Raw genomic sequence first — 22331 nt, 5'->3', positions numbered from 1 at the left:
CCGCAACACGTGCGGGAGCATGCGGCTCGTGGCCACATCGACAACGGGGGTTGAGACGCCGGTCGCACCTGGCATTCGGTTCGTGGGAGGCGCAGCGTCGCGCTCTCTCCTTGGCGAACCGCTGTGGCGACCTTGATGCGCTGGTTCGCCGGGGGCGAGGGCGCTCCATCTCCAAAAGCGACGCCGGCCGTTTGCCGGGCGTCCTGCAAAGCCTTGTCTCGGAGCGGTCATGACGACACGCGGCGACAAGAACGATCCAATACGATGGTGGGGTCAACACATGCGAGGAGCGCGCATGCTACCATCGACCTCCCCGCGACGCCAGCCTTAATCCCTGGAGCCTTTATGTCCCAGTCCGCCTCACCCGCCCAACTCTGGGTGGATGCCGACGCCTGTCCCCGAGTGGTGCGCGATATCATCGTGCGCGCCGCCGAGCGCACCGCCACCCCCACCTGGTTCGTGGCCAACCACGGCATTCCGTTGCCGCCGTCGAGGTGGGTGAAATCGCTGAGCGTGGCCAGCGGCTTCGACGCCGCCGACAACGAGATCGTCGAGCGCATTCAGCCCGGCGACCTGCTGATCACCTCCGACCTGCCCCTGGCCCTGGAGGCCCTGGGGCGCGGCGCCAAGGTGATGACCACCCGCGGCGAGTCCCTCAACGCGGACAATATTCGCGCCCGGGTGCAGATGAGGGATTTTATGGAAACCCTTCGGGCCAGCGGCGAGCATACCGGCGGGCCCAAGGGATACTCGGACGCCGACCGCCGCGAATTCGCCAATGCCCTGGATCGCTGGCTGGCCAGGAAAGGGGCATAAACCGCATCTGCTCCCGGGGTACAGATGCGCCTGATACAAGCCCTACATGGAAACATTACGGGCCAGCGGCGAGCATACCGGCGGGTCCAAGGGATACTCGGACGCCGACCGCCGCGAGTTCGCCAATGCCCTGGATCGCTGGCTGGCCCGGAAAGGGTAAGGCCCTAGCCCTTGCGGCGAATGCCCTGGCCCGGCAGGCGGTCTCGATCATGGGGCCGCTCGAAGTCCAGCGCCGGGCCCTGGGGCACGATGCGGGTGGGATTGATGGTGTCGTGGCTGTAATAGTAGTGGCGCTTGATATGGTCGAGGCTCACCGTCTCCTTGATCCCCGGCCACTGATAGAGCTCGCGCACATAGTTGGCGAGGTTCGGGTAGTCCTCGATGCGCCTCAGGTTGCACTTGAAGTGGCCATGATAGACCGCGTCGAAACGCACCAATGTGGTGAACAGGCGGATATCCGCCTCGGTCAGCCACTCCCCCGCCAGGTAGCGATGCTCGGCCAGGCGTGCCTCCACCCGGTCCAGGGCCGCGAACAGCGCCGTCACATGCTTCTCGTAGACCGCCTGGTCGGTGGCGAAACCGCTCTTGTAGACGCCATTGTTGATATGCGCGTAGACGTCGTCGTTGATGGCGTCGATGGTCTCGCGCAGGTCCGCCGGGTAGAGGTCCAGGTCGTTGCCGGTCAGGCCATCGAAGGCGTCGTTGAAGATGCGCAGCAGCTCCGCCGACTCGTTGTTGACGATCCGCCGTTCCTGCTTGTCCCACAGCACCGGCACCGTGACCCGGCCGGTGTAGTGGGGATCGGTGAGGGTATAGAGCTCACGATGGTAGGCGGCGCCGTTGACGGGATCGCCGCTGGAGCCCTCGCTTTCCTCGTAGGTCCAGCCCTGATCGAGCATCAGCGGGCTGACATGGGAGCTGCCGATCAGGCCATCGAGCCCCTTGAGCATGCGCATGATCAGGGTGCGATGGGCCCAGGGGCAGGCCAGGGACACATAGAGGTGGAAGCGCTCCGCCTCGGCGGGCAGTGCCGGCTGGCCGTCGGGGCCGGGGCGACCATCGCGGGTCACCCAATCACGCAACTGGGCGGATTCGCGCACGAACTCGCCGCCGTGCGTCTTGGTGTCGTACCACTGGTCGCTCCACTCGCCGTCGATCAGAAGGCCCATGCCGCTCTCCTCGGGTGATGAATCATGGCCCCAGAATAATCCGATCATTTCGACTATCAAGCCGATAATTTCCCGACAACCATTCGATCAAATCGAATCATTCTTGCAGCGCGTCACCGCCTCGACCAGGTTGGCTCCCATCGCCCGGGTGGCCGGGCCGGCCCGATCCCGGTCCCGATAGATCAACTGCATGGGTACCTCGCGGGTGCCGCCGGCGGTCAGGGGTAACGGACGCAACCGATCGGCGGCCAGGGCCGACTGGATACGCGTCTCCGGCAGCCAGGCGAAGCCCAGGCCCCGCTCCAGCATGCCGATGGAGGTATCCAGGTGGCTGACCGTCCAGCGTTGCTCGGCCTTGAGCCAGCCGGAGTCCATCGACTGGCGTTGCGCCGAGTCGCGTACCACCAGTTGGCGGTGCTGCGTTAGATCGCGCAGGTCCAGCTCGCGCCCCAGTCGATGCAAGGCATGGTCGGGGTGAGCCACGGCGAGAAAGCGCACCGTCACCAGCGGCTCGCCCAGGAAGCCCTGGGCCGCCTGGCCGCTGACCACCAGATCGGCGCGGCCGTCATAGAGCATCTCGATGCCACCGTTGAGCACCGTCTCGTGGAGCTGCACCCGCACATGGGGGTAGGCGCTCGAGAAGGCATCCAGGGCCCGGGCCAGGGCATCCGGGGGAAACAGCTGATCCACCGCCAGCACCACCTCCGCCTCCAACCCCTCGGCCAGGCGTCCCGCCACGTCCTCCAGGGACTCGGCACTCTCCAGCAGTTGCCGGGCGCGGCGCAGCAAGAGCTCCCCCGCTTCGGTGAGGCGTACCTGGCGCCCCACCGGCTCCAGCACCTTGACGTCGAGCTGCTCCTCCAGCTTGTGCACCGCATGATTGAGGGTCGAGGGACTCTTATGGATGGCCTCGGCGGCGCGGGCGAAGCCGCCATGGTCCACCACCGCGGCGAGGGTCTGCCACTGGGCCAGGGTAACGCGGGACATTTCTATATCCTCGAATGATAACGGCGATTTAATGCGCTTAATTTTCGAAAAAATCAGACTAACATGCGAGTCAGACACTTCAACGGAGGCACCCCCATGACGACTCCACGGCTTCGTGAGGTTACCCAACTGCGCCGCAACCAACCCAGCCAGGATGGCGCCGGGGTCAAGATCCGCCGCATCCATGAGTTCGGTGGCGGCATCGACCCCTTCCTGATGCTCGATGAACTGGGTTCGGATCGCCCCGACGACTACCTGGCCGGCTTTCCGCCCCATCCCCATCGCGGCATCCAGACCCTGACCTATGTGCTGCATGGCGGCCTGACCCACGAGGATCATCTGGGCCACTCCAGCACCATCGCCGCCGGCGACGCCCAGTGGATGCATACCGGGCGCGGCATCATTCACTCGGAGATGCCGTTGACCGACAGCCAGGGGCTGCACGCCTTCCAGCTGTGGCTCAACCTGGCCGCCGACGACAAGCTGAGTCCGGCCACCTACCGCGACGTGAGCGGCGCCGAGATGCCGCGCCTGGTCCGGGAGGGGAGCGAGCTGATCGCCCTCGGCGGCCGCTGGCAAGCCGCGGATGGCGAGACCGTCGAGGGTCCCCTGGATGCCCTGGCGGGCCGCGGCGCCGTGGCCCATGTCAGGCTCGCCGCGGAGCGTCGCCTGAGCCTGACGGTGGAGGCACCGACCCTGCTGGTCTACGTCTTCGCCGGCGAACTGAACGTCGGCGGACAGGTCGTCAGCGCCGGCCAACTGGCCAGCCTGGGCGCCGGCCAGCGACTCGAGCTGAGCGGCCTGTCGGGCGCCGGCGAGGCGCTGCTGCTGGCGGGCCATCCCCATGGCGAGCCCATCGCCCATTACGGCCCCTTCGTGATGAATACCCAGGCGGAGCTGGAGCAGGCCCTGCTCGACTATCGCAACGGCACCTTTATCGACGGATAAGGCGCCAGGGCGCCGCGTCCTCGTCGCGGGGCGATCGACGGGCCACGGCATCGGGCTTGCACCTAAGGTCAATTAGTTTATGCTAGCGAGCCGTCTGCACCGGGCCTCCCAGAGGAGGCCCGGGGTTTCTGTTTGCATATACAGGCTAGGCAGGCTACACAGCATAGGGTATGGTTCTTGGGTTTTTTGGCACTCTTTTCCACCATTTTCACGGCCATTTCCTATGTTGCGAATCCTTCATTCGCTGCCCCGCACGCATAAATTGCTGCTGCTTCCCGTTGCCACCATGGTCACCGTGCTGGGCGCACAACAGATCTTCACCCTTATCGACTCCCGCGACGAGTCACCCCAGATCACCCGAGTGATCTCCCTGGAAGAGAGCGCCGATTCCGCCGGCGTCACCTTGCCCGATGCCCAGGGCGGCGATGACGCCTGGCATCGCGATACGCCCGCCCAGGAGCGCCTGCCGGCCCTGGCCACGCCCTTTCCCGCCGCCGCCGGCGCCACTTCTCGCCCAGGCCTGAGCCCCGAGGCACTGCGCGTGGCCCTGGGCCTGGCGGCCCTGCGGACAGGCGAGTGGGAGGACGCCACCTCCTATGACGATTTCGACGACGGCCCCCTGGCACTGATCGATAGCGAGAACATCTACCTGGAGGACGAGATCCAGGCCGAGGAAGTCTTCGAGCCGCGCTGGGAGACCTATACCGTCCAGGCCGGCGACACCTTCGCAGTGCTGGCGCAGAGCCACCTGGGCATGGGCTACAGCGAGGCCCTGCGGCTGCTGGAGAGCCTGCCGGACGAGAATGTCCTGACCCGCTGGCGAGTCGGTCAGAGCTTCGATTACATGCTCGATGAAGAGGGGCGCCTGCAGGCCCTGAAGGTGATGGTCAACGCACGCCGTGGCTACCTGGTCGAGCGCCAGGAAGACGCCGAGGTCGCCTTCGCCACGGCCGATATCGAGCGGGCCGGCGAGGCCACCCAGCGCCTCTTCGCCGGCAGCGTCAGCGGCAGCCTCGCCCGATCGGCTCAGGCCACCGGCCTGAACGCCAGCGAGGTGGCCCAGCTCACCAATGTGCTCTCCAAGAAGCTCGACTTCCGCCGCGATACCCGTCGCGGCGATCGTTTTCAGGTGCTGGTCGAATCCGACATGATCGACGGCCAGCCCCTGGATTCGCGCATCCTGGCGGTGCAGTACGAGGGGGAGCGGATGGATCTCGCCGTCTTCCGCAACAGCGCCGACGACCGCTTCTATACCGCCGACGGCCGCGGCCTCGACCCGGCCTTCGAGCGCTACCCCTTCAATGGCAATTATCGCCTCAGCTCTTCCTTCAACCGGCGCCGCACCCATCCGGTGACCGGCCGGGTCAGCCCCCACTACGGCACCGACTTCGCCATGCCGACGGGCACCCCGGTGATCGCCCCCGCGGATGGTCGCGTGGAGCGAGTCGGCAACCACTCCGCCGCCGGCCGCTATGTGGTGATCCGCCACGACAACGGCTACCGTACCCGCTATCTGCACCTCTCGCGTCCCCAGGTCAGCCGCGGCGACCGGGTCAGCATGGGCGAGCAGATCGCCCTGTCCGGCAATACCGGCCGCAGCACCGGCCCGCACCTGCACTACGAGGTGATCGTCAATAATCAGCCGGTGGATGCCATGCGTGTCGAGCTGCCGGAGAGTCAGCGCCTGGAGGGCGATGCCCTGGCCGCCTTCCAGCAAGAGTCGGAGCAGCTCCTGGCACGCCTGGAGAGCGGCGAGGCCGGCACCGTGCTGGCCAGCACGCCACGCGAGCCGCGCCCGGACAGCGATAGCTGAGCCTGGCGCCACCCCCTCGGAACGCCCCGCCCCTGTGCGGGGCGTTCTGCGTTGGGGCCTCGCCCGTTGCCCCTGCACCACCCTGGCCCACTCCCCCCCGCACCACGGCCCCGCCATTCTGACTCAAGCCACTGAAATAAAAGCACAAGACTGATAACGGCAAAGGAGTTGCAAAGTTCAGGTACCCGACTGGTAGGCGTAGACCAGGCTCCGCGGAGTACGAGTGCGTCGAACCGCCCTTCAACGATGAAGGCGCGACAGGGCAGTGGCCACGGCCGCCTGCCATGCCGCGATGTTCGAACCCGCTCATCCGACGAGGTCACTGCCCATGGAACTTCGCAACAAGGCCAACAGGATTCGCCTGTTCAGCTTCAATACGCCCCAGATGCGCGCCTTCCACTTCTCCTGGTTCGCCTTCCACCTGTGCTTCTTCGGCTGGTTCGGCATCGCCCCGCTGATGGCGGTGGTGCGCGAGGACCTGGCCCTCACCCAGACCCAGATCGGCAATACCATCATCGCCTCGGTGCTGATCACCGTGATCGTGCGCCTGGCGATCGGCGTCTTGTGCGACAAGATCGGTCCCCGCAAGGCCTATAGTGGCCTGCTGCTGCTGGGCTCGCTCCCGGTGATGAGCATCGGCCTGGCCGACAGCTTCGAGACCTTCCTGCTGGCGCGCCTGGCCATCGGCGCCATCGGCGCCGCCTTCGTCATCACCCAGTACCACACCACCATGATGTTCGCCCCCAATGTGGTGGGCACCGCCAACGCCACCTCGGCGGGCTGGGGCAACCTGGGCGGCGGCACCACCCAGATCCTGATGCCGCTGATCTTCTCCGGCCTGCTGATGCTCGGGGTCAGCGAGACCCTGGGCTGGCGCCTGGCCATGGTGGTGCCCGGGGTGGTGCTCTTTCTCACCGGCATCGCCTACTACCGCTTCACCCAGGACGCCCCGGACGGCAACTTCGACGAGCTCCGCGAGCGCGGCGAGCTGGCCGAGGCCAACGGCGAGCACGGCGCCGGCCGGAGCTTCCTGGCCGCCGCCCGGGACATCCGCGTCTGGGCCCTGTTCCTGGTCTATGCCGCCTGCTTCGGGGTCGAGCTGACCATCAACAATATCGCCGCCATCTACTTCTTCGATCACTTCGACCTGACGCTGGCCACCGCCGGCATGATCGCCGGGCTCTTCGGGCTGATGAACCTCTTCGCCCGCACCCTGGGCGGCGTCTTCTCCGACCTCTTCGCCCGCCAGGGCGGCCTCAAGGGCCGGGTGCGCTGGCTCTTCATCGCCCTGCTCTGCGAGGGCATCGCCCTGATCGGCTTCTCGCAGATGCACGTGCTCTCCTACGCCATCGGCATCATGCTGGTGTTCAGCCTCTTCGTGCAGATGGCCGAAGGCGCCACCTACGGCGTGGTGCCCTTCGTCAACAAGCAGGCCATCGGCGCCGTGGCCGGCATCGTCGGCGCCGGCGGCAACGTGGGGGCGGTGGCCGCCGCCTTCCTGTTCCGCTCCGAGGCCATCGGCTACCAGCAGGGGCTCTTCTACCTGGGCCTGGCGGTCCTGGTGCTGGCCTCCTGCGCCCTGCTGGTGCGCTTCTCCCCCGAGGTCGAGGCCGAGGAGGCCCAGGCCTACCGGGAGGCGCTGGGCGAGGAGAGCGGCGCCGGCGCCCTCTCGCTGCGCTAAACACCGACCGATCAGGGCGGGACACGCGCCCCGGTCGGGCCGTCGATAGCGCGTCGAGGGCTCGGCCCCTGGCAAGGCCATGAAGGGCCTATGCGAAGGGCCTATGCTAAGGGCCGAGCCTTCCCCCTTGACCGTCAGGAAACCCGGATCATGAGCACTCTCGTCAACGAACGCGAGCTCGCCAGCTCCCTCGACTGTCCCATCGTCGATGGCAAGCGCCAGGTGCAGCACGTCACGCCGCACAGCGCCGAGGTGGGCGGCATTCCCGTCAACCGCGCCCTGCCCCGCCGCCAGCGCCGGCTGATCGGCGCCTGGTGCTTCCTCGACCATATCGGCCCCGCCGACTTCGCGGCGGACGACCCCGGCCTCAGGATCGGCCCCCATCCGCATATCGGCCTGCAGACCTTCACCTGGATGATCGAAGGCGAGATCCTCCACCGCGACAGCCTGGGCACCGCCCAGGTGATCCGCCCCGGCCAGGTCAACCTGATGACCGCCGGTCGCGGCATCAGCCATACCGAGGAGTCGCTGCCCGGCGAGGCGACCCTCCACGCCGCCCAGCTATGGATCGCCCTGCCCGAGGCGGACCGTCGCACCGACCCGCGCTTCGATCACTACCCGAGCCTGCCGCGCTGGCAAGAGGAGGGCACCGAGCTGACCCTGCTGGTGGGCGAGTTCGCCGGTCACCGGGCCCCGACCCTGACCTTCTCGCCGCTGATGGCCCTGGACCTGGCCAGCCCCCGGGGCAGCCAGCTGCGCCTGCCGCTGCGCGGCGACTTCGAATACGGCCTGCTGCCCCTGGAGGGCGACCTGGAGATCGAGGGCGAGACCTTCGCCACCCATGAACTGGCCTACCTGGGTCGCGGCCGCGACGAGGTCACGGTGACGCTGCCCGCCGGCGGCAGGGTGCTGCTGGTGGGCGGTGAGCCCCTGGGCGAGGAGATCCTGATCTGGTGGAACTTCGTCGGCCACAGCAAGGCGGAGATCAGCGAGGCCCAGCGCGACTGGGAGGCCGAGAGTCCCCGCTTCGGCAGCATTCCCGAGTTCGATGGCCCGCGGCTGACGCCCCCGCCGTTGCCCTGGAAGGCCTGACTCTCTTCTCGACCCCAGCCAAGGAGGCCCCATGAGCGCAACCCCTGCCCCCCGCATCCTGGTCTTCGCCGGCAGCACCCGGCGGGGCTCCCATAACAGCCACCTGGCGCGGCTCGCCGCCGCGTGCCTGGAGCGCCACGGCGCCCGGGTCACCCGGATCGATCTCAAGGACTACCCCCTGCCCCTCTACGACGGCGACCTGGAGGCCACCGAGGGGCTGCCGGCCCAGGCCCGGCGCCTGCAGGCCCTGCTCGCCGAGCACCAGGGGCTGCTGATCGCCTCGCCGGAGTACAACGGCTTTCCCACCCCGCTGCTCAAGAACACCCTGGACTGGATGACCCGCCCGGACGGCGAGCGCAGCGGCCTGGCCCTGTTCGCCGACAAGGTGGCGGCGGTGGTGGCCGCCTCCCCCGGGGCCCTGGGCGGCATGCGCAGCCTGGGCCTGACCCGCCAGCTACTGGGCAACCTGGGGGTGATGGTGCTGCCCAATCCCCTGGCCCTGCCTCGCGCCGCCCAGGCCTTCGGCGAAGATGGCGACCTGGAGGAGCAAGCCGTGCGCCAGCGCCTCGATGCCCTCTGCCGGCGCCTGGTCAACACCCTGAGCCGCCTGAATGTCGCCGATGACGCCAGTGGAGAGCACCCATGAGCGCTACGAGACCCGGCGGCCTGGCCGCTGAGCCTCCCCCGGCACGCCGTGACGTTCAGGCCAGCCGGCGGCTGGGCACCAGTTGTACCGCCACCGCCTTGGCCACCGGCGTATCGCTGCCCTCGCCCACCCGCTCCAGGGGCATCAGCGCATTGGTCTCCGGGTAGTAGGCGGCGCAGCAGCCCGGCGGGGTGTCATAGGCCACCAGGCGGAAGGCCGGCGCCCGACGCGGCTCGCCCCGATAGGACTCGCCCAGCAGATCCACCCAGTCGCCGTCGCGCAGCCCCAGCCGCGCCAGGTCGTCCGGATTGACGAAGAGCACCCGGCGCTGCCCCTTGACCCCGCGATAGCGGTCGTCATAGCCATAGACGGTGGTGTTGTACTGATCGTGGCTGCGCAGGGTCTGCAGGGTCAGCCAGCCCGGGCGCCCGTCCAGGCGCTGGTGCATCACCGCCTCGGGCAGGGCACCGGCGGCGAATTCGGCGGCCCCGGAGGCGGTGGGGAACTCACGCTGTCGGGCCGGGTTGTCGAGGATAAAGCCCCGGGGCGCCGCCAGGCGGGCGTTGAAGTCCGCGAAGCCGGGGATCACCGCGGCGATCTCGTCGCGGATACGGTCGTAATCCGCCACCAGGGCCGCCCAATCGACCACACCAGGCTCGATGCCGCGGCGCGGCAGCACCCGGGCCAGGGTCGCCGCGGCGATCCCGGCGACGATGGCCGGCTCCGAGCGCAGCTCGGGCGAGGCCGGCGCCAGGCGTCCGGCGCTGGCATGCACCGCCGACATGGAGTCCTCGACGCTGATGCGCTGGGGCCGCCCCTCGGGCCCCTGGCGATCGATCTCGCTGCGCCCCAGGCAGGGCAGGATCAGCGCCTCTCGCCCGGTGATCAGGTGGCTGCGATTGAGCTTGGTGCTGATCTGCACCGTCAGCCCGGCGCGACGCAGGGCCGCCTCGGTGCGCGGCGTATCCGGGGTGGCCCGGGCGAAGTTGCCGCCCAGGCCGATAAAGACCTCGGCCTGCCCCGCCTCCAGGGCCTGCAGGGCGCCCTTGGTATTGAGCCCGGGGGCGCGTGGCATGGGCACCCCGTAGCGTGCCTCCAGGGCATCCAGCAGCCAGGTCGGCGCCGTCTCGTCGATGCCCATGGTGCGGTCGCCCTGCACATTGGAGTGGCCGCGCACCGGACAGGCGCCGGCCCCGACGCGGCCGATATGGCCGCCCAGCAGCAGCAGGTTGATGATCTCGCGCACCGTGGCCACCGAGTGCTCGTGCTGGGTGATGCCCATGGCCCAGGTGATGATCACCCGCGGGGCGTCGGCGTAGATCTCGGCCAGCCGTTCCATCTCCTCCCGGTCCACGCCGGCCTGGGCCTCCAGGGTCGCCCAGTCGCAGGCCAGCACCGCCTCCCGCCAGGCCGCGTAGCCCCGGGCATGGTCCTCGATAAAGGCGCGATCCGGGGTAAAGGTGCCCGCCGCCTGCCTGGCGAAGAGCGCCTTGGCCAGGCCGCGCAGCAGCGCCATGTCGCCACCCAGGCGCGGCTGCACATAGTGGCCGGCGATGGGATGGCTGCCGGCATGCAGCATCTCGACCTTGCGCTGGGGATCGGCGAAGCGCTCCAGGCCCCGCTCGCGCAGGGGGTTGATGGCCACGATGGTGGCACCCCGCTCCGCCGCCCGACGCAGGTCCCCCAGCATCCGCGGGTGATTGGTGCCGGGGTTCTGGCCCATCACGAAGATGGCATCCGCCGCCTCGAAGTCCTCCAGGCGTACCGTGCCCTTGCTCACCCCCAGGCTCGCCTTCATGCCCAGGCCGCTGGCCTCGTGGCACATATTGGAGCAGTCGGGGAAGTTGTTGGTGCCGAACAGGCGCACGAACAGCTGGTAGAGGTAGGCGGCCTCGTTGCTGGCCCGCCCCGAGGTATAGAAGAGCGCCCGATCCGGGTCGTCGAGGCCCGCCAGGCGCTCGGCGATCAGCGCGAAGGCGGCGTCCCAGCCGATGGGCCGGTAGCGATCCGTGGCGGCATCGTAGCAGAGGGGCTCGACGAGGCGACCCTGGGCCTCCAGGCGGCAATCGTCCCAGTTCAGCAGCTCGCTCACCGAATGGCGGGCGAAGAAGTCGCGGTCCACCCGCTTGGCGGTGGCCTCCCAGGCCACCGCCTTGGCGCCGTTCTCGCAGAACTCGAAGGCGGCGCCATGGGTGGGATCTCCCCAGGCACAGCCCGGGCAGTCGAAGCCGTCGGCCTGATTCATGGCCAGCAGCGCCCGTGCCCCGGTCAGCGGGGCGCCGCTGCGCGCCAGTTGGCGGCCGACGCTCTTCAGGGCGCCCCAGCCCCCGGCGGGGCCGGCATAGGGGGCTAGCGAAGGCGTGCCGGCCAGGCGCTCCTCGGTCAAGGGGAGTGCCGCCTCGGGCGAGGTGTCGACTTGACTCATAACAGGGTCTCCGGGGTATCGGGCCGCTGGCCGCTAAGCAGCTCCAGGTCACGCCCGCGGTGGCAACAGATCAGATTGAGGTCACAGGCCCGGGCCACCTCCACCGCCATATCGGAGGGCAGCGCCAGGGTCGCCAGGGTGGTGATGCCGGCGCGCACCGCCTTGTGCACCAGTTCCAGGCTGCAGCGGCTGGAGACCAGCAGGGCCGCGAAATACTGCCCCGGCTCGACCGCCCGCCGCAGCCCCTCGCCGATCACCCGGTCCAGGGCGTTATGGCGGCCGATATCGCGCCCCAGGGCCAGGGGGCGGCCCCGTGCGTCCAGGCCCAGGGCCAGATGCTGGCCCGGCGCCGACTGCGTAGTCAGGGCCTCCAGGCCGCGGCGCAGGGCCGCCGCCGCCAGGGGCGACCGCGCCGGCAGGCGTCGCAGCCCGGCCAGCAGCTGGCCCTCCTCGGCCAGGCCACAGGCGCCGCAGCTAGACAGCGAGGGGGCGGCGCGCTGCAACTCCAGGGCCTGGGCCTCGATCCGCGGCGCCACCGAGAGATGCACCGCCAGGCCATGGCGCAGCCGGGCCAGGCGCACCTCCGTGACCTGGTCGGCCCGGCTGATCCAGCCGGCGGTATAGGCATGGCCCAGGGCCAGCGGTTCCAGGGACTCCGGCGTCGCCAACAGGGTCGCCATGGGGCGGTCGTTGAGCAGCAGGGTCAGGGGCGCTTCACAGGGACCGCTCTGGTCACGCAGGGGGCACCGGCGGCTATCCCGATAGGACGAGGCACTATCGCAGACGGCCCGGCGGCGCCGGAGTGGCGCCGGGGCAGGCATCGGAGTCGTGACGGGGGAAGTCGCGGCGATAGGCATCGTGGGTCGCTCCGGGGACAGCAACGGATGCCGGCAGCCTACCCGGGGGCATCGCCCCCTCGCCAATGGAGGCGAGCGATCCCATCATAGATACCATCTATCAAATGACCTCAGGACGACGCCGGCCAGGCCGCCAGCACCTCCTCCAGCAGGCGACTGCGCGGCCGCTGGGGCCGCCACAGCAGGCCGACCCGATCCCCCGGCCCCGGCAGACGCCGGGCAAGGATCCCGGAAGCGGTGGCCGGCAGGCACGCCTCCGGCAAGACCCCGACGCCCAGCCCGGCCCCCACCAGCGCCAGCAGGGCGGCGATGGAGTTGGCCTCCAGCTGGGGTTCCAGGGACTCACCGGGTGCCTGGAGCCGCGCCGCCAGCAGCTGGCGGTTATGCATCTCCGGGGTCAGCAGGCAGAGCGGATAGTCCCCCAGGCTCGCCCAGTCGGGCCTCTCGGGCAGGCGAAAGTGGTGCGGCGAGGCGAGCAGCGCCGGGCGCTCCTCGTGAAGGGGACGATGGGCGAAACCGGCCATCGCCGGGGCATCCAGGTAGCCCAGCACCAGGTCCAGCTCGCCGTTCTCCAGCCCCTGGGCCAGGCGCGGGGTGGCCAGCTCGCGCAGACGCACCCGCAGGCGCGGATGGGTCGCCCGCAGTCCGGCCAGCGACGCCGACAGGGCACCCAGGGCGGTGGGGATCACCCCTAGGGTCAGGCGCCCGGTGAGGGGCGCGCCCGGGGCCAGCTCGCCGCGCAGCGCCTCGAACTCGCCGAGGATGCGCCGCGCATGGCCCAGCACCCGCTCTCCCTCCGGGGTCAGCCCTTCGTAGCGGCGCCCGCGACGGATCAACCGCACCCCCAGTTCCTCCTCCAGGCCGCGCAACCGCGCCGAGAGGGTCGGCTGGGTGACATGGCAGGCCGCGGCGGCGCGGCCGAAGTGGCGCTCCCGGGCCAGGGCGGCCAGGAAGGCGAGCTGACGATGATCCAAGCGTCACCCCCTAGGGGTAGCAGTGATAGACGAGCCCTATAATGGCAAATCGACCTGGGGGGCCGGTTCAGTCCAGCAGCATCATGCCCTGCTCGATGTCCGCGGCGATGGCCCGGCAGAACGCCTCGCAATCGCCGCGCCTCAGCGCCCAGGTGACGTCCCGGTGGTGGTCGTCGGCGATACTCGAGGCCCCCCAGCGGGTGCCGATATGGCGCATGCTCGGCCCATACTGCAACCACAGGATCTCGACCAGTGGCAGCAGCACCCGGGAGTTGCTGAGCCGATAGAGGTGGAAGTGGAAGCGGTAGTTGCCCCGCATATAACGCTGCATGTCGCCCGCCTCGATGGCCGCGTTGATACCGGCATCGAGGCGTTCCAGCGCGGCGATATCGGCGGCGCCGACGTTGGGGAAGGCCTGGCGCGCCACCTGGGTCTCCAGGCTCCTGCGGGCGAACAGCACCTCCTGGAAGCGCTCACGACAGAGGGACGGCACGATGATCGTGCGGCTGTCGGAGAACACCAGGGCCCCCTCGGTGACCAGCCAGCGCACGGCCTCCCGGGCCGGCATCGCGCTGGTGCCGTACTCCGCGGCGATGCGACGGATCGAGATCACCTCCCCTGGCGAAAAGTCCCCCTCACACATCCTCACTCGCAGGTCGCGATGCAGGCGGGTGGAGGCGGTATCCGGCGAGAAAGACTCGTGCTGGGTCGTCTGATCCATGGTCATGCCGTGTCGTCGTCGAGTGTGGTTTCGGGATAATCAACAGCATACCCGTTGTGGCCCGGTGATGCCTCTGCTAGTGTGATCACATGCGTGTGATCACACCAACAACAATCCCCATCCGCTTGTCGAGGAGCCCCCTATGAGTCAGCCGCGCTGCGCCTCCTATTACGCCGCGACGATCCACCAGGAGTCCGACTACCCACGCCTGGAAGGCGAACATCGCGTCGACGTGGCCATCGTCGGCGGCGGCTTCAGCGGGGTAGCCACCGCGGTGGAACTGGCCGAGCGGGGCTATCGAGTGGCGGTGATCGAGGCCAACAAGGTCGGCTGGGGGGCTAGCGGTCGCAACGGCGGCCAGGTCACCGGCAGCCTATCCGGCGAGGACGCCATGCGCCGCCAGATGCGCCGCACCCTGGGCGAGGAAGCGGCGGACTTCGTCTGGAACCTGCGCTGGCGGGGGCATCGCATCATCGAGGAGCGGGTCGCCAAGTACGCCATCCCCTGCGATCTCAAGCGCGGGCACCTGCAGGCGGCCTACCAGCCCAGTCATGTGAAGGCATTGAAAGCGGACTACGAGGCTTCCCAGCGGCACTGGATCGGCGAGCACGTCCACTGGCTGGATGCCGCGGCGGTGCGCGAAGTGCTGGGCACCGAGCTCTACCACGGCGCCATCCGCAACGACTACAACCTGCACCTGCACCCGCTAAACCTGTGCCTCGGCGAGGCCCGCGCCGCGGCGAGCCTGGGCGCACTGATCTTCGAGCACTCGTCGGTGGTGGAGATCACCCACGGCGATACCCCGACGGTGATCGGCACACACGGCCGGGTGCGGGCCGACAGCGTGGTACTGGCCGGCAACGCCTACCACCGCCTCGAACGCCGCCGGCTCGGCGGCAAGCTCTTCCCGGCCTCACTCGGCCTCGTCACCACGGCGCCGCTGGACGCGGCCACCGCGGCGGCCCTCAATCCCGACGATCTGGCCGTCTACGACACCCGCTTCGTGCTCGATTATTACCGGCTCACCGCCGACAAGCGTCTCCTGTTCGGCGGTGGCGCTAACTACTCCGGCCGCGACTCGGCGGACATCGCCGCCGAGCTGCGCCCGCGCCTCGAGCACACTTTCCCGCAGCTCAAGGGCGTGGCCATCGACTACCAGTGGCAGGGCATGGCCGGCATCGTCATCAACCGCGTCCCCCAGCTCGGCCGACTCTCGCCCAACGTCTTCTATGCCCAGGGCTACTCCGGCCACGGCATCGCCACCTCGCACATCATCGGCGAGATCATGGCCAAGGCGGTCTGCGGCCACCTGGAAGAGTTCGACGCCTTTGCCAACGTCCGGCACTGGCGGGTCCCGGTCAGCGATCGACTCGGCAACGTCCTGCTGGCCACCGGCATGTGGTACTACCAGCTGCTCGAGCGGCTGCGCTGAAGTCTCACCCTCAAACAATGACAACACCGAGGAGATATTCATGGAAGCCAACAACAAGGTGATCAAGTGGGGCGGCCGGCCGTGGCATCACTGGCTGGTGATGGCCGTCGTGGCGGTGGCATTGACGGCAGGCGTCGGCGCCGTGGTCTCCAGCGCCGGCAGCGAATCGCTCGACGGCCCCCTGGTGCTGCTGCCCACGGCCCTGGTGCTGATCCTCGCGCTATGGACCCGGCGCGCCCTGGAACCTCTGGTGTTCGGCGCTTTCGCCGGCACCCTGATGATCGATCCCACCGGCGCACTGGGCAGCCTCGCCGAGAGCCTGATGACGGTGATGACCGACGAGGACGTCGCCTGGGTGATCATGGTCTGCGGCCTGATGGGCAGCATCATCGCCCTGCTGCTCAAGTCGGGCTCGTCCCGGGCCTTCGCCGATGCCCTGATGCGCTACACCGTCAACAAGCCCCGGGCGCTGATGGGCTGCTGGTTCATGGGCATCGTGCTGTTCGTCGACGATTACCTGAACTCCCTGGCGGTCGGCACCTCCATGCGCAAGGTCACCGACCGCTTCAAGACCTCCCGGGAGATGCTCGCCTATGTGATCGACTCCACCGCCGCCCCGGTCAGCGTGCTGATCCCCATCTCCACCTGGGCGGTGTTCTTCGGTGCGCTGATCGAGAAGAACGGCATCGCCGAGGACGGCCAGGGCGTGCTGACCTACATCCAGGCCATTCCCTACATGTTCTATCCCTGGATCGCCGTGGCCATGGTGCCGCTGGTCATCCACGGCAAGATCCCGCTGTTCGGACCGCTGAAGGCCGCCGAGCGGCGTGCCCGGGACAGCGGCCAGTGCGTCCCCCCCGGCGCCGAGCATATCGACGCCGAGATCGCCCACCTCGAGGCCCACTCCCATGCCCGCGGCAGCGTCTGGTCCTTCCTGCTGCCGATGGCCTCGCTGGCCTTCTTCACCTGGTGGTTCGATCTGGACTTCCTGATGGGGATCTTCGTCACCCTGGCCGGCATGATCGTGGCCTTCATCGGCCTGCGCAAGCTCACCCCCGGCGAGACCTTCGACAATATCCTCGAGGGCTTCAAGTCGATGCTCGATGCCCTGGCGGTACTGGTGGCGGCCTTCCTGTTCAACGAGGTCAACACCTCGCTGGGTCTCAACGAGTACATCATCACCAGCGTGCAGCCGCTGATCACCGCCGAGATGCTGCCCTTCGTCATCTTCTCGCTGATGGGCTTCGTGTCCTTCGCCACCGGCTCCAACTGGGGGGTGTTCGTGATCATCCTGCCGGTCGTCGCCACCCTGGGCCACAACCTGGGGGCCGACATGACGCTGGTGATCGGCGCGACCCTCTCGGCCAGCACCTTCGGTAGCCACGCCTGCTTCTACTCGGATGCCACGGTGCTGACCGCCCAGGCCAGTGGCTGCACGCCCTTCCAGCATGCCTTCACCCAGATCCCCTATGCCGCCCTGGCCGGCTGTCTCGCCGCCGCGGCCTACTTGGCCCTGGGCTACCTGTGAGAGAGGAAACCATGCGGACTTCGACCCACGCCAACTACTGGACCGACAGCGCCGCCGCCCGGCCCGCGCCCCGCCCCCCCCTGAGGGGACGGCACCAGGCCGACGTGGCCATCGTCGGCGCCGGCTTCACCGGGCTGTGGAGCGCCTACTACCTCAAGACCCTGGCGCCCCACCTCGAGGTGGTGATCGTGGAGGCCGAGCGCGTCGGCCATGGCGCCAGCGGGCGCAACGGCGGCTGGGTGGTGGGCAGCCTCGCGGGGCTGGAGCGCCACCTCACCCCGTTGGCCCTGACGGCTCGCCGCGCATGTTGTCGGCTGCTCGCGGACAACGTCGATGCCATCGGCGAGGTACTGGACCGGGAGGGCATCGACGCGGACTTCCACAAGGGTGGGGTAATCTACGCCGCGGCCCGCTACCCCGATCAGGTCGCCATCCAGCGCGACTACCTGGCGCACCTGCACGCCCTGGGCCATGCAGAGGCGGACTGCTACTGGCTCGACGCCGAGCAACTGGCCGAACAGGCGCGCTTCCGCGGCGGCCGGGGCGGCATCTACCACCGCCACTGCGCGACCCTGCACCCCCGCAAGCTGGTCGAGGGCCTGGCGGCGACGGTGGAACGCCTGGGGGTCACCATCTTCGAGCACAGCCGCGCCACCACCCTGGGCCGCCACCAGGTGAGCACCCACGAGGGCAGCATCGAGGCGCCGCTGATCATCGGCGCCACCGAGGGCTACGCCGAGCGCTTCCACGACTTCCGCCGCCATATCATCCCGGTGCAGAGCCTGGTGATCGCCACCGAGCCCTTGCCCGAGGCCCTGTGGCAGGAGATCGGCCTGGCCGGGCGCCCGGCCTTCGCCGACGCCAGCCGGCTGATCACCTACGGCCACCGCAGTGCCGACGGTCGCCTGGTGTTCGGCGCCCGCGGCAGCTACCGCTTCGGCGCGCGTCCCAAGGCCGACCAGGCCATCTCGGACGACGATATCCGCCTGCGCCACACGTTGCTGGCGGACCTCTTCCCCGCCCTGCGTGACGTGCGCATCACCCACGGCTGGGGCGGCTCGCTGGGGCTGTCACGCAACTTCCGCCCCCACGCCATCCTGGACCGCGCCGCCGGCCTCGCCACCGCCGGCGGCTACGCCGGCGAGGGTGTGGCCGCCTCGCACCTGTTCGCCCGCACCCTGGTCGACCTGATCCTCGAGCGCGACACGCCGCTCGCCCGCATGCCCTGGGCCTTCACCGGCGAGAGCCACCGCCGCCTGCTCAAGCGCTGGGAACCCGAACCGCTACGCTGGCTCGCCGCCCAGGCCATCACCCTGAGCTACGCCGGCGAGGAAGCGCTGATGAAACACAACCGGAAAGCGCCGCTGCTCAAGCCGGCGTTGACGCGCGTGAACGATGCCTTCGCCTCGATCATCGAGTGAGTCGGGAGATGACCGGCGCCGAGGGCTTCGCCGCCTTCCCCCATCAGGCGTAACGGAGTTTCGCCGGGAGGCGCCGCTCCTGCTACATTGGTCGCGCCGGGGGATGCCCCGGCGCGACCGATTCCACCGACGAGAAGGATCCCCGACATGAGTCTTGCCATCGGCGACCAGCTGCCCAACCTGACCCTCAAGACCAACGGCGCCCAGGGCCCCGAGGACATCGACACCGATGCGCTCTTCGCCGGCAAGAAGGTGGTGCTCTTCGCCGTGCCCGGTGCCTTTACCCCCGGCTGCTCCAATACCCATATGCCGGGCTTCGTGATCAAGGCCGACGAGATCCTCGCCAAGGGCGTGGACGCCATCGTCTGCACCTCGGTCAACGACGCCTTCGTGATGGACGCCTGGCAGAAGGACCAGAACGCCCAGGCCATCACCATGCTGGCCGACGGCAGCGCCGACTTCGCCGAGGCCATCGGCCTGAGCAAGGACCTCACCGCCGCCGGCATGGGCGTGCGCAGCCAACGCTATGCGCTGATCGCCAACGACGGCGTGGTGGAGTACCTGGGCGTCGACGAGAAGGGCATCGACCAGAGCAGCGCCGAGACCATCCTCGCCCAGCTGTAACGATCGACCGCGAGTCCCCGAGGGCCGGCGATCGCCGGCCCTCGGCCGATAAGATATCAGCTCTGGCTAATCGATCAGTATACGGCGACGCATCTCACTGGCGGAGCAGCCGAACTGGCGGCGGAAGGCTCGACAGAACTGGGCTTGGTCAGAGAATCCCCAGCGGTAGGCAATCTCGCCAATGGTGATGCCACAGGCCGCATCGCAGAGATCTCGGCGCGCCGCCTCCAGGCGCTGGCGACGAATCCATTCGTTGACGGTATGGCCGGTCTCGGAGAAGAGTTTGTGTAGGTAACGCAGCGAGATGCCGCTGTGGGCAGCCACTAGGGCAGGATCCAGCTCAGGGTTGCCGAGCTGACTGGCGATAAAGCGCTCGATACGCATCAAGTGTGCCGTTTTTAGGTGGGACTGCTCGCTATTCAGTACCCGTTCGTCCTGCTCGAGTACCAGTGACAGCATGCCTAACGCCTGCTCGAAGAGTCGATTACGATCGCTCGGCGAACACTCCTCGTGGCGTTCGGCACAGATCATCAAGAACTCGACGAAGGCCCGCCCCATGCCCTTCTCAGCGTCGAAACAGTGCTGGGAGTAACGCTCGGGACGCCGCACTCGATGCTGCATCGCTTCGCCGGGCACCTTGAAGACCCACATGGCATTGCGATGCTCGTAACCGAAGCGGTAGGGTGCATCCCCCTGCTCGACGATAAAGCCGCCGGGTCGGCAACGCAGGATGCGGCCATGCTGATCGAAATAGACACTGGTGTGCTGAGGAATGGTCACCAGGAAGGAAGACTCGCTGTCATCGGCGATCTGTGTTTCATTGCGAGCGTATTCCAGTCGATCGGAACACAGACGTGAAAGGGAAAAACGGTCGTTATCCGCCTTCCACACTTTGAGAGAACCCTGAAACCCACCTTGGTCGTCGCCATAGTTCAGCGTCAGTGGAAAATAGGTCGCCGATACCATGCGAGCCCACTGATCCCGCGCCTCGATGGCCTGTACCTCTAGAGTCATGGGTCACCTCGTCACTCTTGTTGTTATGAGGTCGGGGGGCGCCAATACGCCCCCACGTCTTGCCATCCATGAGCCTTATGCGCCCTCGTCCGGGGTCAACAGATAAGTGGCCGTACGCGTCAGACTCGCCTGCCAACCGGGCGGAATGACGATATTGGTTGTCGGTTCCTCGATCACCGCCGGTCCGCGTATGCAAAGATCCGGATCGAGCTTCTCGCCATCGTAGACCGGGGCGGGCGCCCAATCGCCACTCTCGTCGAAGAGCATATCACGCTGCCCCTTGCGAGCCTGCTCTAGATCGAGACCGCGCGGCGCGAGTTCCGGCATCCGCGGTGGCGCCACCCGTCCTACCACCGAGCACTCCAGGTTGACCAGCTCAATGGCGCTATGTGGCTCACTGTAGGAATAAAGTGCCTCATGACGATCATGGAAGGCGGCCTTGAGATTTTTCCAGCCCTGAGCATCCAGATGATCGGACTGCAACTCCACGGTACATTCGTGGATCTGGCCGAGGTAGCGAATCTCGAGTCGATAGTGACAGTCGATCTCGTTACGTTCGAAACCATCCTGCCGCAGTTGCTCCACCCCCTGGTCTCGCAATGTCGCTAACCGCTCATTGAGTACCTCGCGATGAGCCTCATCCTCATCCAGGGGCAGCGGCAACGAGGAAAGCTTCTCGTACTGAACATTGGAGATGATCTGGCCAAAGGCGCACAATCCCGAGGCGACCTTCGGCACCAGCACCTGGCGAATCCCCATCTCGTCGGCCAGGCGGACCAGGTGCATACCGGCGGCGCCGCCGGCACCGATCAAAGCGAAATCGCGGGGATCATAGCCCTGCTCCACCGATACACGACGAATGCCGTTGACCATATTGAGGTTGACCAGGGTCGAGATACCGAAGGCGGCCCGCTCTACACTGATGCCCAGCGGCTTCGCCACCCTGTCATATATCGCCTGATAAGCCGCCTCGCGGTCCAGACGCACCGTGCCACCGAGCACCGCGTCCGGGTTCAGGTAGCCAAGCACCAGGTTGGCGTCGGTGACCGTGGGTTCCCGCCCCCCCTTTCCATAGCAGACCGGCCCGGGGGTCGCCCCGGCACTACGTGGCCCCACCTGGAGCATGCCCTGGTCGTTGAGGTGTGCAATGGAGCCCCCGCCCGCACCCAGGGTCTCCACCTGGATCATCGGTACGCCGATGCGGTAGCGCAGGAAGTCCACGTCCTTGCTGAAGTTGGTCTGCCCTCCCCGGGTCAGGGTGATATCGAAGGAGGTGCCTCCCATGTCCACGGTGATGACGTTGTCGATCCCAAAGGGACGCGCCACATGCAGTCCGGCCTGGGGAGCCGACGCAGGACCGGAGTTGATGGCGGTTACGGCACGCTCGCTCATCATCTTGCCCTGGGCCAGGCCACCATTGGACTGGAAATACTGCACCGGATGGCGTGCTCCCAACTCCTCGAAGAGGGCATCGATGCGCGACACATAGCGTTGCATCACAGGGCTGAGATAGGCATTTACCACCGTCGTAGAAGTTCGGGTGTATTCACGCACCTGGGGATAGACTTCACTGCCGGCACAGACGAACACTTCGGGTAAGAGCTCACGCACCAGGGCCAGGGCCCGAGCCTCGTGATCCGGGTTGGCCACAGACCAGAGGAAGGAGATCGCCACCGCCTCGACTCCCTGATCGCGGAAATAACCCAGCGCCTCGCGAATCGCTGCCTCGTCGAGCGGCTCCCGCTCACGGCCATCGCTCAGGATTCGTCCACCGATCGGGCGCCTCAGATGGCGTGGCACCAGCATGTGCGCCGGGGGGTATTCCGGGTCGTAGCGGTAACCGTCTTCCTTGTGACCGAGACGGATCTCCAGGCTATCCTCGTGCCCCGCCGAACAGAGCAGCCCCACCTTGACGCCCTGACGTTCGATCAAGGCATTCAGGGCGACGGTGGTACCGTTGATGCAGAGATCGGCGTTGGCCACGATCTCGGCCGCAGGCTTGCCCAGGGCGTCAGAGATCTGCGCCAGACCAGCCCGGATCGCCTTGGTGCCATCCTCAGGCGTGGATGGGCTCTTGAACAGCCTCACCCGGCCCTCCCGATCGGCGATAATAAAGTCGGTAAAGGTACCGCCGGCATCGATGCCCAGTCGATAATCATGTTTCATTGTTGTGTCCTCCTCAG

19 protein-coding genes are annotated in these 22331 nt (G+C 67.8%); 11 read left to right on the top strand and 8 right to left on the bottom strand.

Annotation, left to right across the window (positions count from 1 at the left end):
• Positions 1-345: 345 nt before the first annotated feature.
• Both NFU04_RS05275 and NFU04_RS05270 read left to right on the top strand, forming a co-directional pair.
• A complete protein-coding gene (locus NFU04_RS05275) occupies positions 346-816 on the top strand; it encodes a YaiI/YqxD family protein (RefSeq protein ID WP_251308454.1) in 471 nt (156 codons plus the stop codon).
• Positions 817-862: 46 nt separating this feature from the next.
• Positions 863-976, top strand: a complete 114-nt coding sequence (locus NFU04_RS05270; protein ID WP_251308453.1) for a DUF188 domain-containing protein — start codon at positions 863-865, stop codon at positions 974-976.
• 4 nt (positions 977-980) lie between these two features.
• On the opposite strand, the gene NFU04_RS05265 is transcribed toward NFU04_RS05270, so the two are convergent.
• Both NFU04_RS05265 and NFU04_RS05260 read right to left on the bottom strand, forming a co-directional pair.
• Entirely contained in the window at positions 981-1985 is a 1005-nt protein-coding gene (locus NFU04_RS05265; protein ID WP_251308452.1) for a glutathione S-transferase family protein, read from the bottom strand.
• Between the two features lie 87 nt (positions 1986-2072).
• Positions 2073-2972, bottom strand: a complete 900-nt coding sequence (locus tag NFU04_RS05260; protein WP_251308451.1) for a LysR family transcriptional regulator — start codon at positions 2970-2972, stop codon at positions 2073-2075.
• A 96-nt stretch (positions 2973-3068) separates the two neighbouring features.
• On the opposite strand from NFU04_RS05260, the gene NFU04_RS05255 reads away from it, so the two are divergent.
• The 5 genes from NFU04_RS05255 to NFU04_RS05235 all read left to right on the top strand — a co-directional run bounded on the left by NFU04_RS05255 (position 3069) and on the right by NFU04_RS05235 (position 9152).
• Positions 3069-3920, top strand: coding sequence for a pirin family protein (locus NFU04_RS05255; RefSeq protein ID WP_251308450.1), 852 nt, complete (start codon positions 3069-3071; stop codon positions 3918-3920).
• Between the two features lie 223 nt (positions 3921-4143).
• Positions 4144-5733 (top strand): peptidoglycan DD-metalloendopeptidase family protein, encoded by a 1590-nt coding sequence (locus NFU04_RS05250; protein ID WP_251308449.1) that lies wholly within the window; start codon positions 4144-4146, stop codon positions 5731-5733.
• A gap of 328 nt (positions 5734-6061) precedes the next feature.
• Positions 6062-7414: an MFS transporter gene (locus tag NFU04_RS05245; protein WP_251308448.1), complete on the top strand. Its 1353-nt coding sequence runs from the start codon at positions 6062-6064 to the stop codon at positions 7412-7414.
• 150 nt (positions 7415-7564) lie between these two features.
• Positions 7565-8506 (top strand): pirin family protein, encoded by a 942-nt coding sequence (locus tag NFU04_RS05240; RefSeq protein WP_251308447.1) that lies wholly within the window; start codon positions 7565-7567, stop codon positions 8504-8506.
• A 31-nt stretch (positions 8507-8537) separates the two neighbouring features.
• Positions 8538-9152 carry an NADPH-dependent FMN reductase gene (locus NFU04_RS05235; protein ID WP_251308446.1) on the top strand — a complete coding sequence of 205 codons (615 nt, stop codon included), beginning with the start codon at positions 8538-8540 and terminating at the stop codon, positions 9150-9152.
• A gap of 55 nt (positions 9153-9207) precedes the next feature.
• Here NFU04_RS05235 and NFU04_RS05230 read toward each other — a convergent pair whose 3' ends face one another.
• The 4 genes from NFU04_RS05230 to NFU04_RS05215 all read right to left on the bottom strand — a co-directional run bounded on the left by NFU04_RS05230 (position 9208) and on the right by NFU04_RS05215 (position 14135).
• Entirely contained in the window at positions 9208-11577 is a 2370-nt protein-coding gene (locus tag NFU04_RS05230) for an FdhF/YdeP family oxidoreductase (RefSeq protein WP_251308445.1), read from the bottom strand.
• Positions 11574-12398 (bottom strand): formate dehydrogenase accessory sulfurtransferase FdhD, encoded by an 825-nt coding sequence (locus NFU04_RS05225; protein WP_251308444.1) that lies wholly within the window; start codon positions 12396-12398, stop codon positions 11574-11576. Before NFU04_RS05225 ends, NFU04_RS05230 begins: the two co-directional genes overlap by 4 nt.
• Before the next feature lie 146 nt (positions 12399-12544).
• A complete protein-coding gene (locus NFU04_RS05220) occupies positions 12545-13408 on the bottom strand; it encodes a LysR family transcriptional regulator (RefSeq protein WP_251308443.1) in 864 nt (287 codons plus the stop codon).
• A gap of 67 nt (positions 13409-13475) precedes the next feature.
• Positions 13476-14135 (bottom strand): GntR family transcriptional regulator, encoded by a 660-nt coding sequence (locus NFU04_RS05215; protein WP_251308442.1) that lies wholly within the window; start codon positions 14133-14135, stop codon positions 13476-13478.
• 136 nt (positions 14136-14271) lie between these two features.
• Here NFU04_RS05215 and NFU04_RS05210 point away from each other — a divergent pair, with 136 nt between their 5' ends.
• The 4 genes from NFU04_RS05210 to NFU04_RS05195 all read left to right on the top strand — a co-directional run bounded on the left by NFU04_RS05210 (position 14272) and on the right by NFU04_RS05195 (position 19134).
• The gene (locus tag NFU04_RS05210) at positions 14272-15561 is read left to right on the top strand and encodes an NAD(P)/FAD-dependent oxidoreductase (protein ID WP_251308441.1); all 1290 of its coding nucleotides are present in this window, start codon (positions 14272-14274) and stop codon (positions 15559-15561) included.
• Between the two features lie 40 nt (positions 15562-15601).
• Positions 15602-17089, top strand: coding sequence for a Na+/H+ antiporter NhaC family protein (locus tag NFU04_RS05205; protein WP_251308440.1), 1488 nt, complete (start codon positions 15602-15604; stop codon positions 17087-17089).
• An 11-nt stretch (positions 17090-17100) separates the two neighbouring features.
• Positions 17101-18510, top strand: a complete 1410-nt coding sequence (locus tag NFU04_RS05200) for an NAD(P)/FAD-dependent oxidoreductase (RefSeq protein WP_251308439.1) — start codon at positions 17101-17103, stop codon at positions 18508-18510.
• 147 nt (positions 18511-18657) lie between these two features.
• Positions 18658-19134 (top strand): peroxiredoxin, encoded by a 477-nt coding sequence (locus NFU04_RS05195; protein WP_251308438.1) that lies wholly within the window; start codon positions 18658-18660, stop codon positions 19132-19134.
• A 66-nt stretch (positions 19135-19200) separates the two neighbouring features.
• Here the strand turns inward: NFU04_RS05195 and NFU04_RS05190 are convergent, their stop codons facing one another.
• On the bottom strand, positions 19201-20148 hold the full coding sequence (locus tag NFU04_RS05190; RefSeq protein WP_251308437.1) for a helix-turn-helix domain-containing protein: 948 nt from the start codon (positions 20146-20148) through the stop codon (positions 19201-19203).
• Between the two features lie 75 nt (positions 20149-20223).
• Positions 20224-22314, bottom strand: coding sequence for a caprolactamase subunit alpha (gene capA, locus NFU04_RS05185; protein WP_251308436.1), 2091 nt, complete (start codon positions 22312-22314; stop codon positions 20224-20226).
• Positions 22315-22331: the final 17 nt, after the last annotated feature.

Source organism: Halomonas sp. NCCP-2165 (genome assembly GCF_023708045.1).
GTDB classification, from domain to species: domain Bacteria; phylum Pseudomonadota; class Gammaproteobacteria; order Pseudomonadales; family Halomonadaceae; genus Bisbaumannia; species Bisbaumannia pacifica.
The sequence above is the reverse complement of the archived record's forward strand: the minus strand, read 5'-3'. Positions and strand labels throughout refer to the sequence as shown.

Bases quoted from the DNA above. Each gene is read 5' to 3' on its own strand.
- NFU04_RS05215 (WP_251308442.1), bottom strand. From the start codon at position 14,135: ATGACCATGGATCAGACGACCCAGCACGAGTCTTTCTCGCCGGATACC.
- NFU04_RS05255 (WP_251308450.1), top strand. From the start codon at position 3,069: ATGACGACTCCACGGCTTCGTGAGGTTACCCAACTGCGCCGCAACCAA.
- NFU04_RS05270 (WP_251308453.1), top strand. From the start codon at position 863: ATGGAAACATTACGGGCCAGCGGCGAGCATACCGGCGGGTCCAAGGGA.
- NFU04_RS05265 (WP_251308452.1), bottom strand. From the start codon at position 1,985: ATGGGCCTTCTGATCGACGGCGAGTGGAGCGACCAGTGGTACGACACC.
- NFU04_RS05235 (WP_251308446.1), top strand. From the start codon at position 8,538: ATGAGCGCAACCCCTGCCCCCCGCATCCTGGTCTTCGCCGGCAGCACC.
- capA (WP_251308436.1), bottom strand. From the start codon at position 22,314: ATGAAACATGATTATCGACTGGGCATCGATGCCGGCGGTACCTTTACC.
- NFU04_RS05240 (WP_251308447.1), top strand. From the start codon at position 7,565: ATGAGCACTCTCGTCAACGAACGCGAGCTCGCCAGCTCCCTCGACTGT.
- NFU04_RS05230 (WP_251308445.1), bottom strand. From the start codon at position 11,577: ATGAGTCAAGTCGACACCTCGCCCGAGGCGGCACTCCCCTTGACCGAG.
- NFU04_RS05205 (WP_251308440.1), top strand. From the start codon at position 15,602: ATGGAAGCCAACAACAAGGTGATCAAGTGGGGCGGCCGGCCGTGGCAT.
- NFU04_RS05275 (WP_251308454.1), top strand. From the start codon at position 346: ATGTCCCAGTCCGCCTCACCCGCCCAACTCTGGGTGGATGCCGACGCC.
- NFU04_RS05190 (WP_251308437.1), bottom strand. From the start codon at position 20,148: ATGACTCTAGAGGTACAGGCCATCGAGGCGCGGGATCAGTGGGCTCGC.
- NFU04_RS05195 (WP_251308438.1), top strand. From the start codon at position 18,658: ATGAGTCTTGCCATCGGCGACCAGCTGCCCAACCTGACCCTCAAGACC.
- NFU04_RS05260 (WP_251308451.1), bottom strand. From the start codon at position 2,972: ATGTCCCGCGTTACCCTGGCCCAGTGGCAGACCCTCGCCGCGGTGGTG.
- NFU04_RS05250 (WP_251308449.1), top strand. From the start codon at position 4,144: ATGTTGCGAATCCTTCATTCGCTGCCCCGCACGCATAAATTGCTGCTG.
- NFU04_RS05200 (WP_251308439.1), top strand. From the start codon at position 17,101: ATGCGGACTTCGACCCACGCCAACTACTGGACCGACAGCGCCGCCGCC.
- NFU04_RS05225 (WP_251308444.1), bottom strand. From the start codon at position 12,398: ATGCCTGCCCCGGCGCCACTCCGGCGCCGCCGGGCCGTCTGCGATAGT.
- NFU04_RS05245 (WP_251308448.1), top strand. From the start codon at position 6,062: ATGGAACTTCGCAACAAGGCCAACAGGATTCGCCTGTTCAGCTTCAAT.
- NFU04_RS05210 (WP_251308441.1), top strand. From the start codon at position 14,272: ATGAGTCAGCCGCGCTGCGCCTCCTATTACGCCGCGACGATCCACCAG.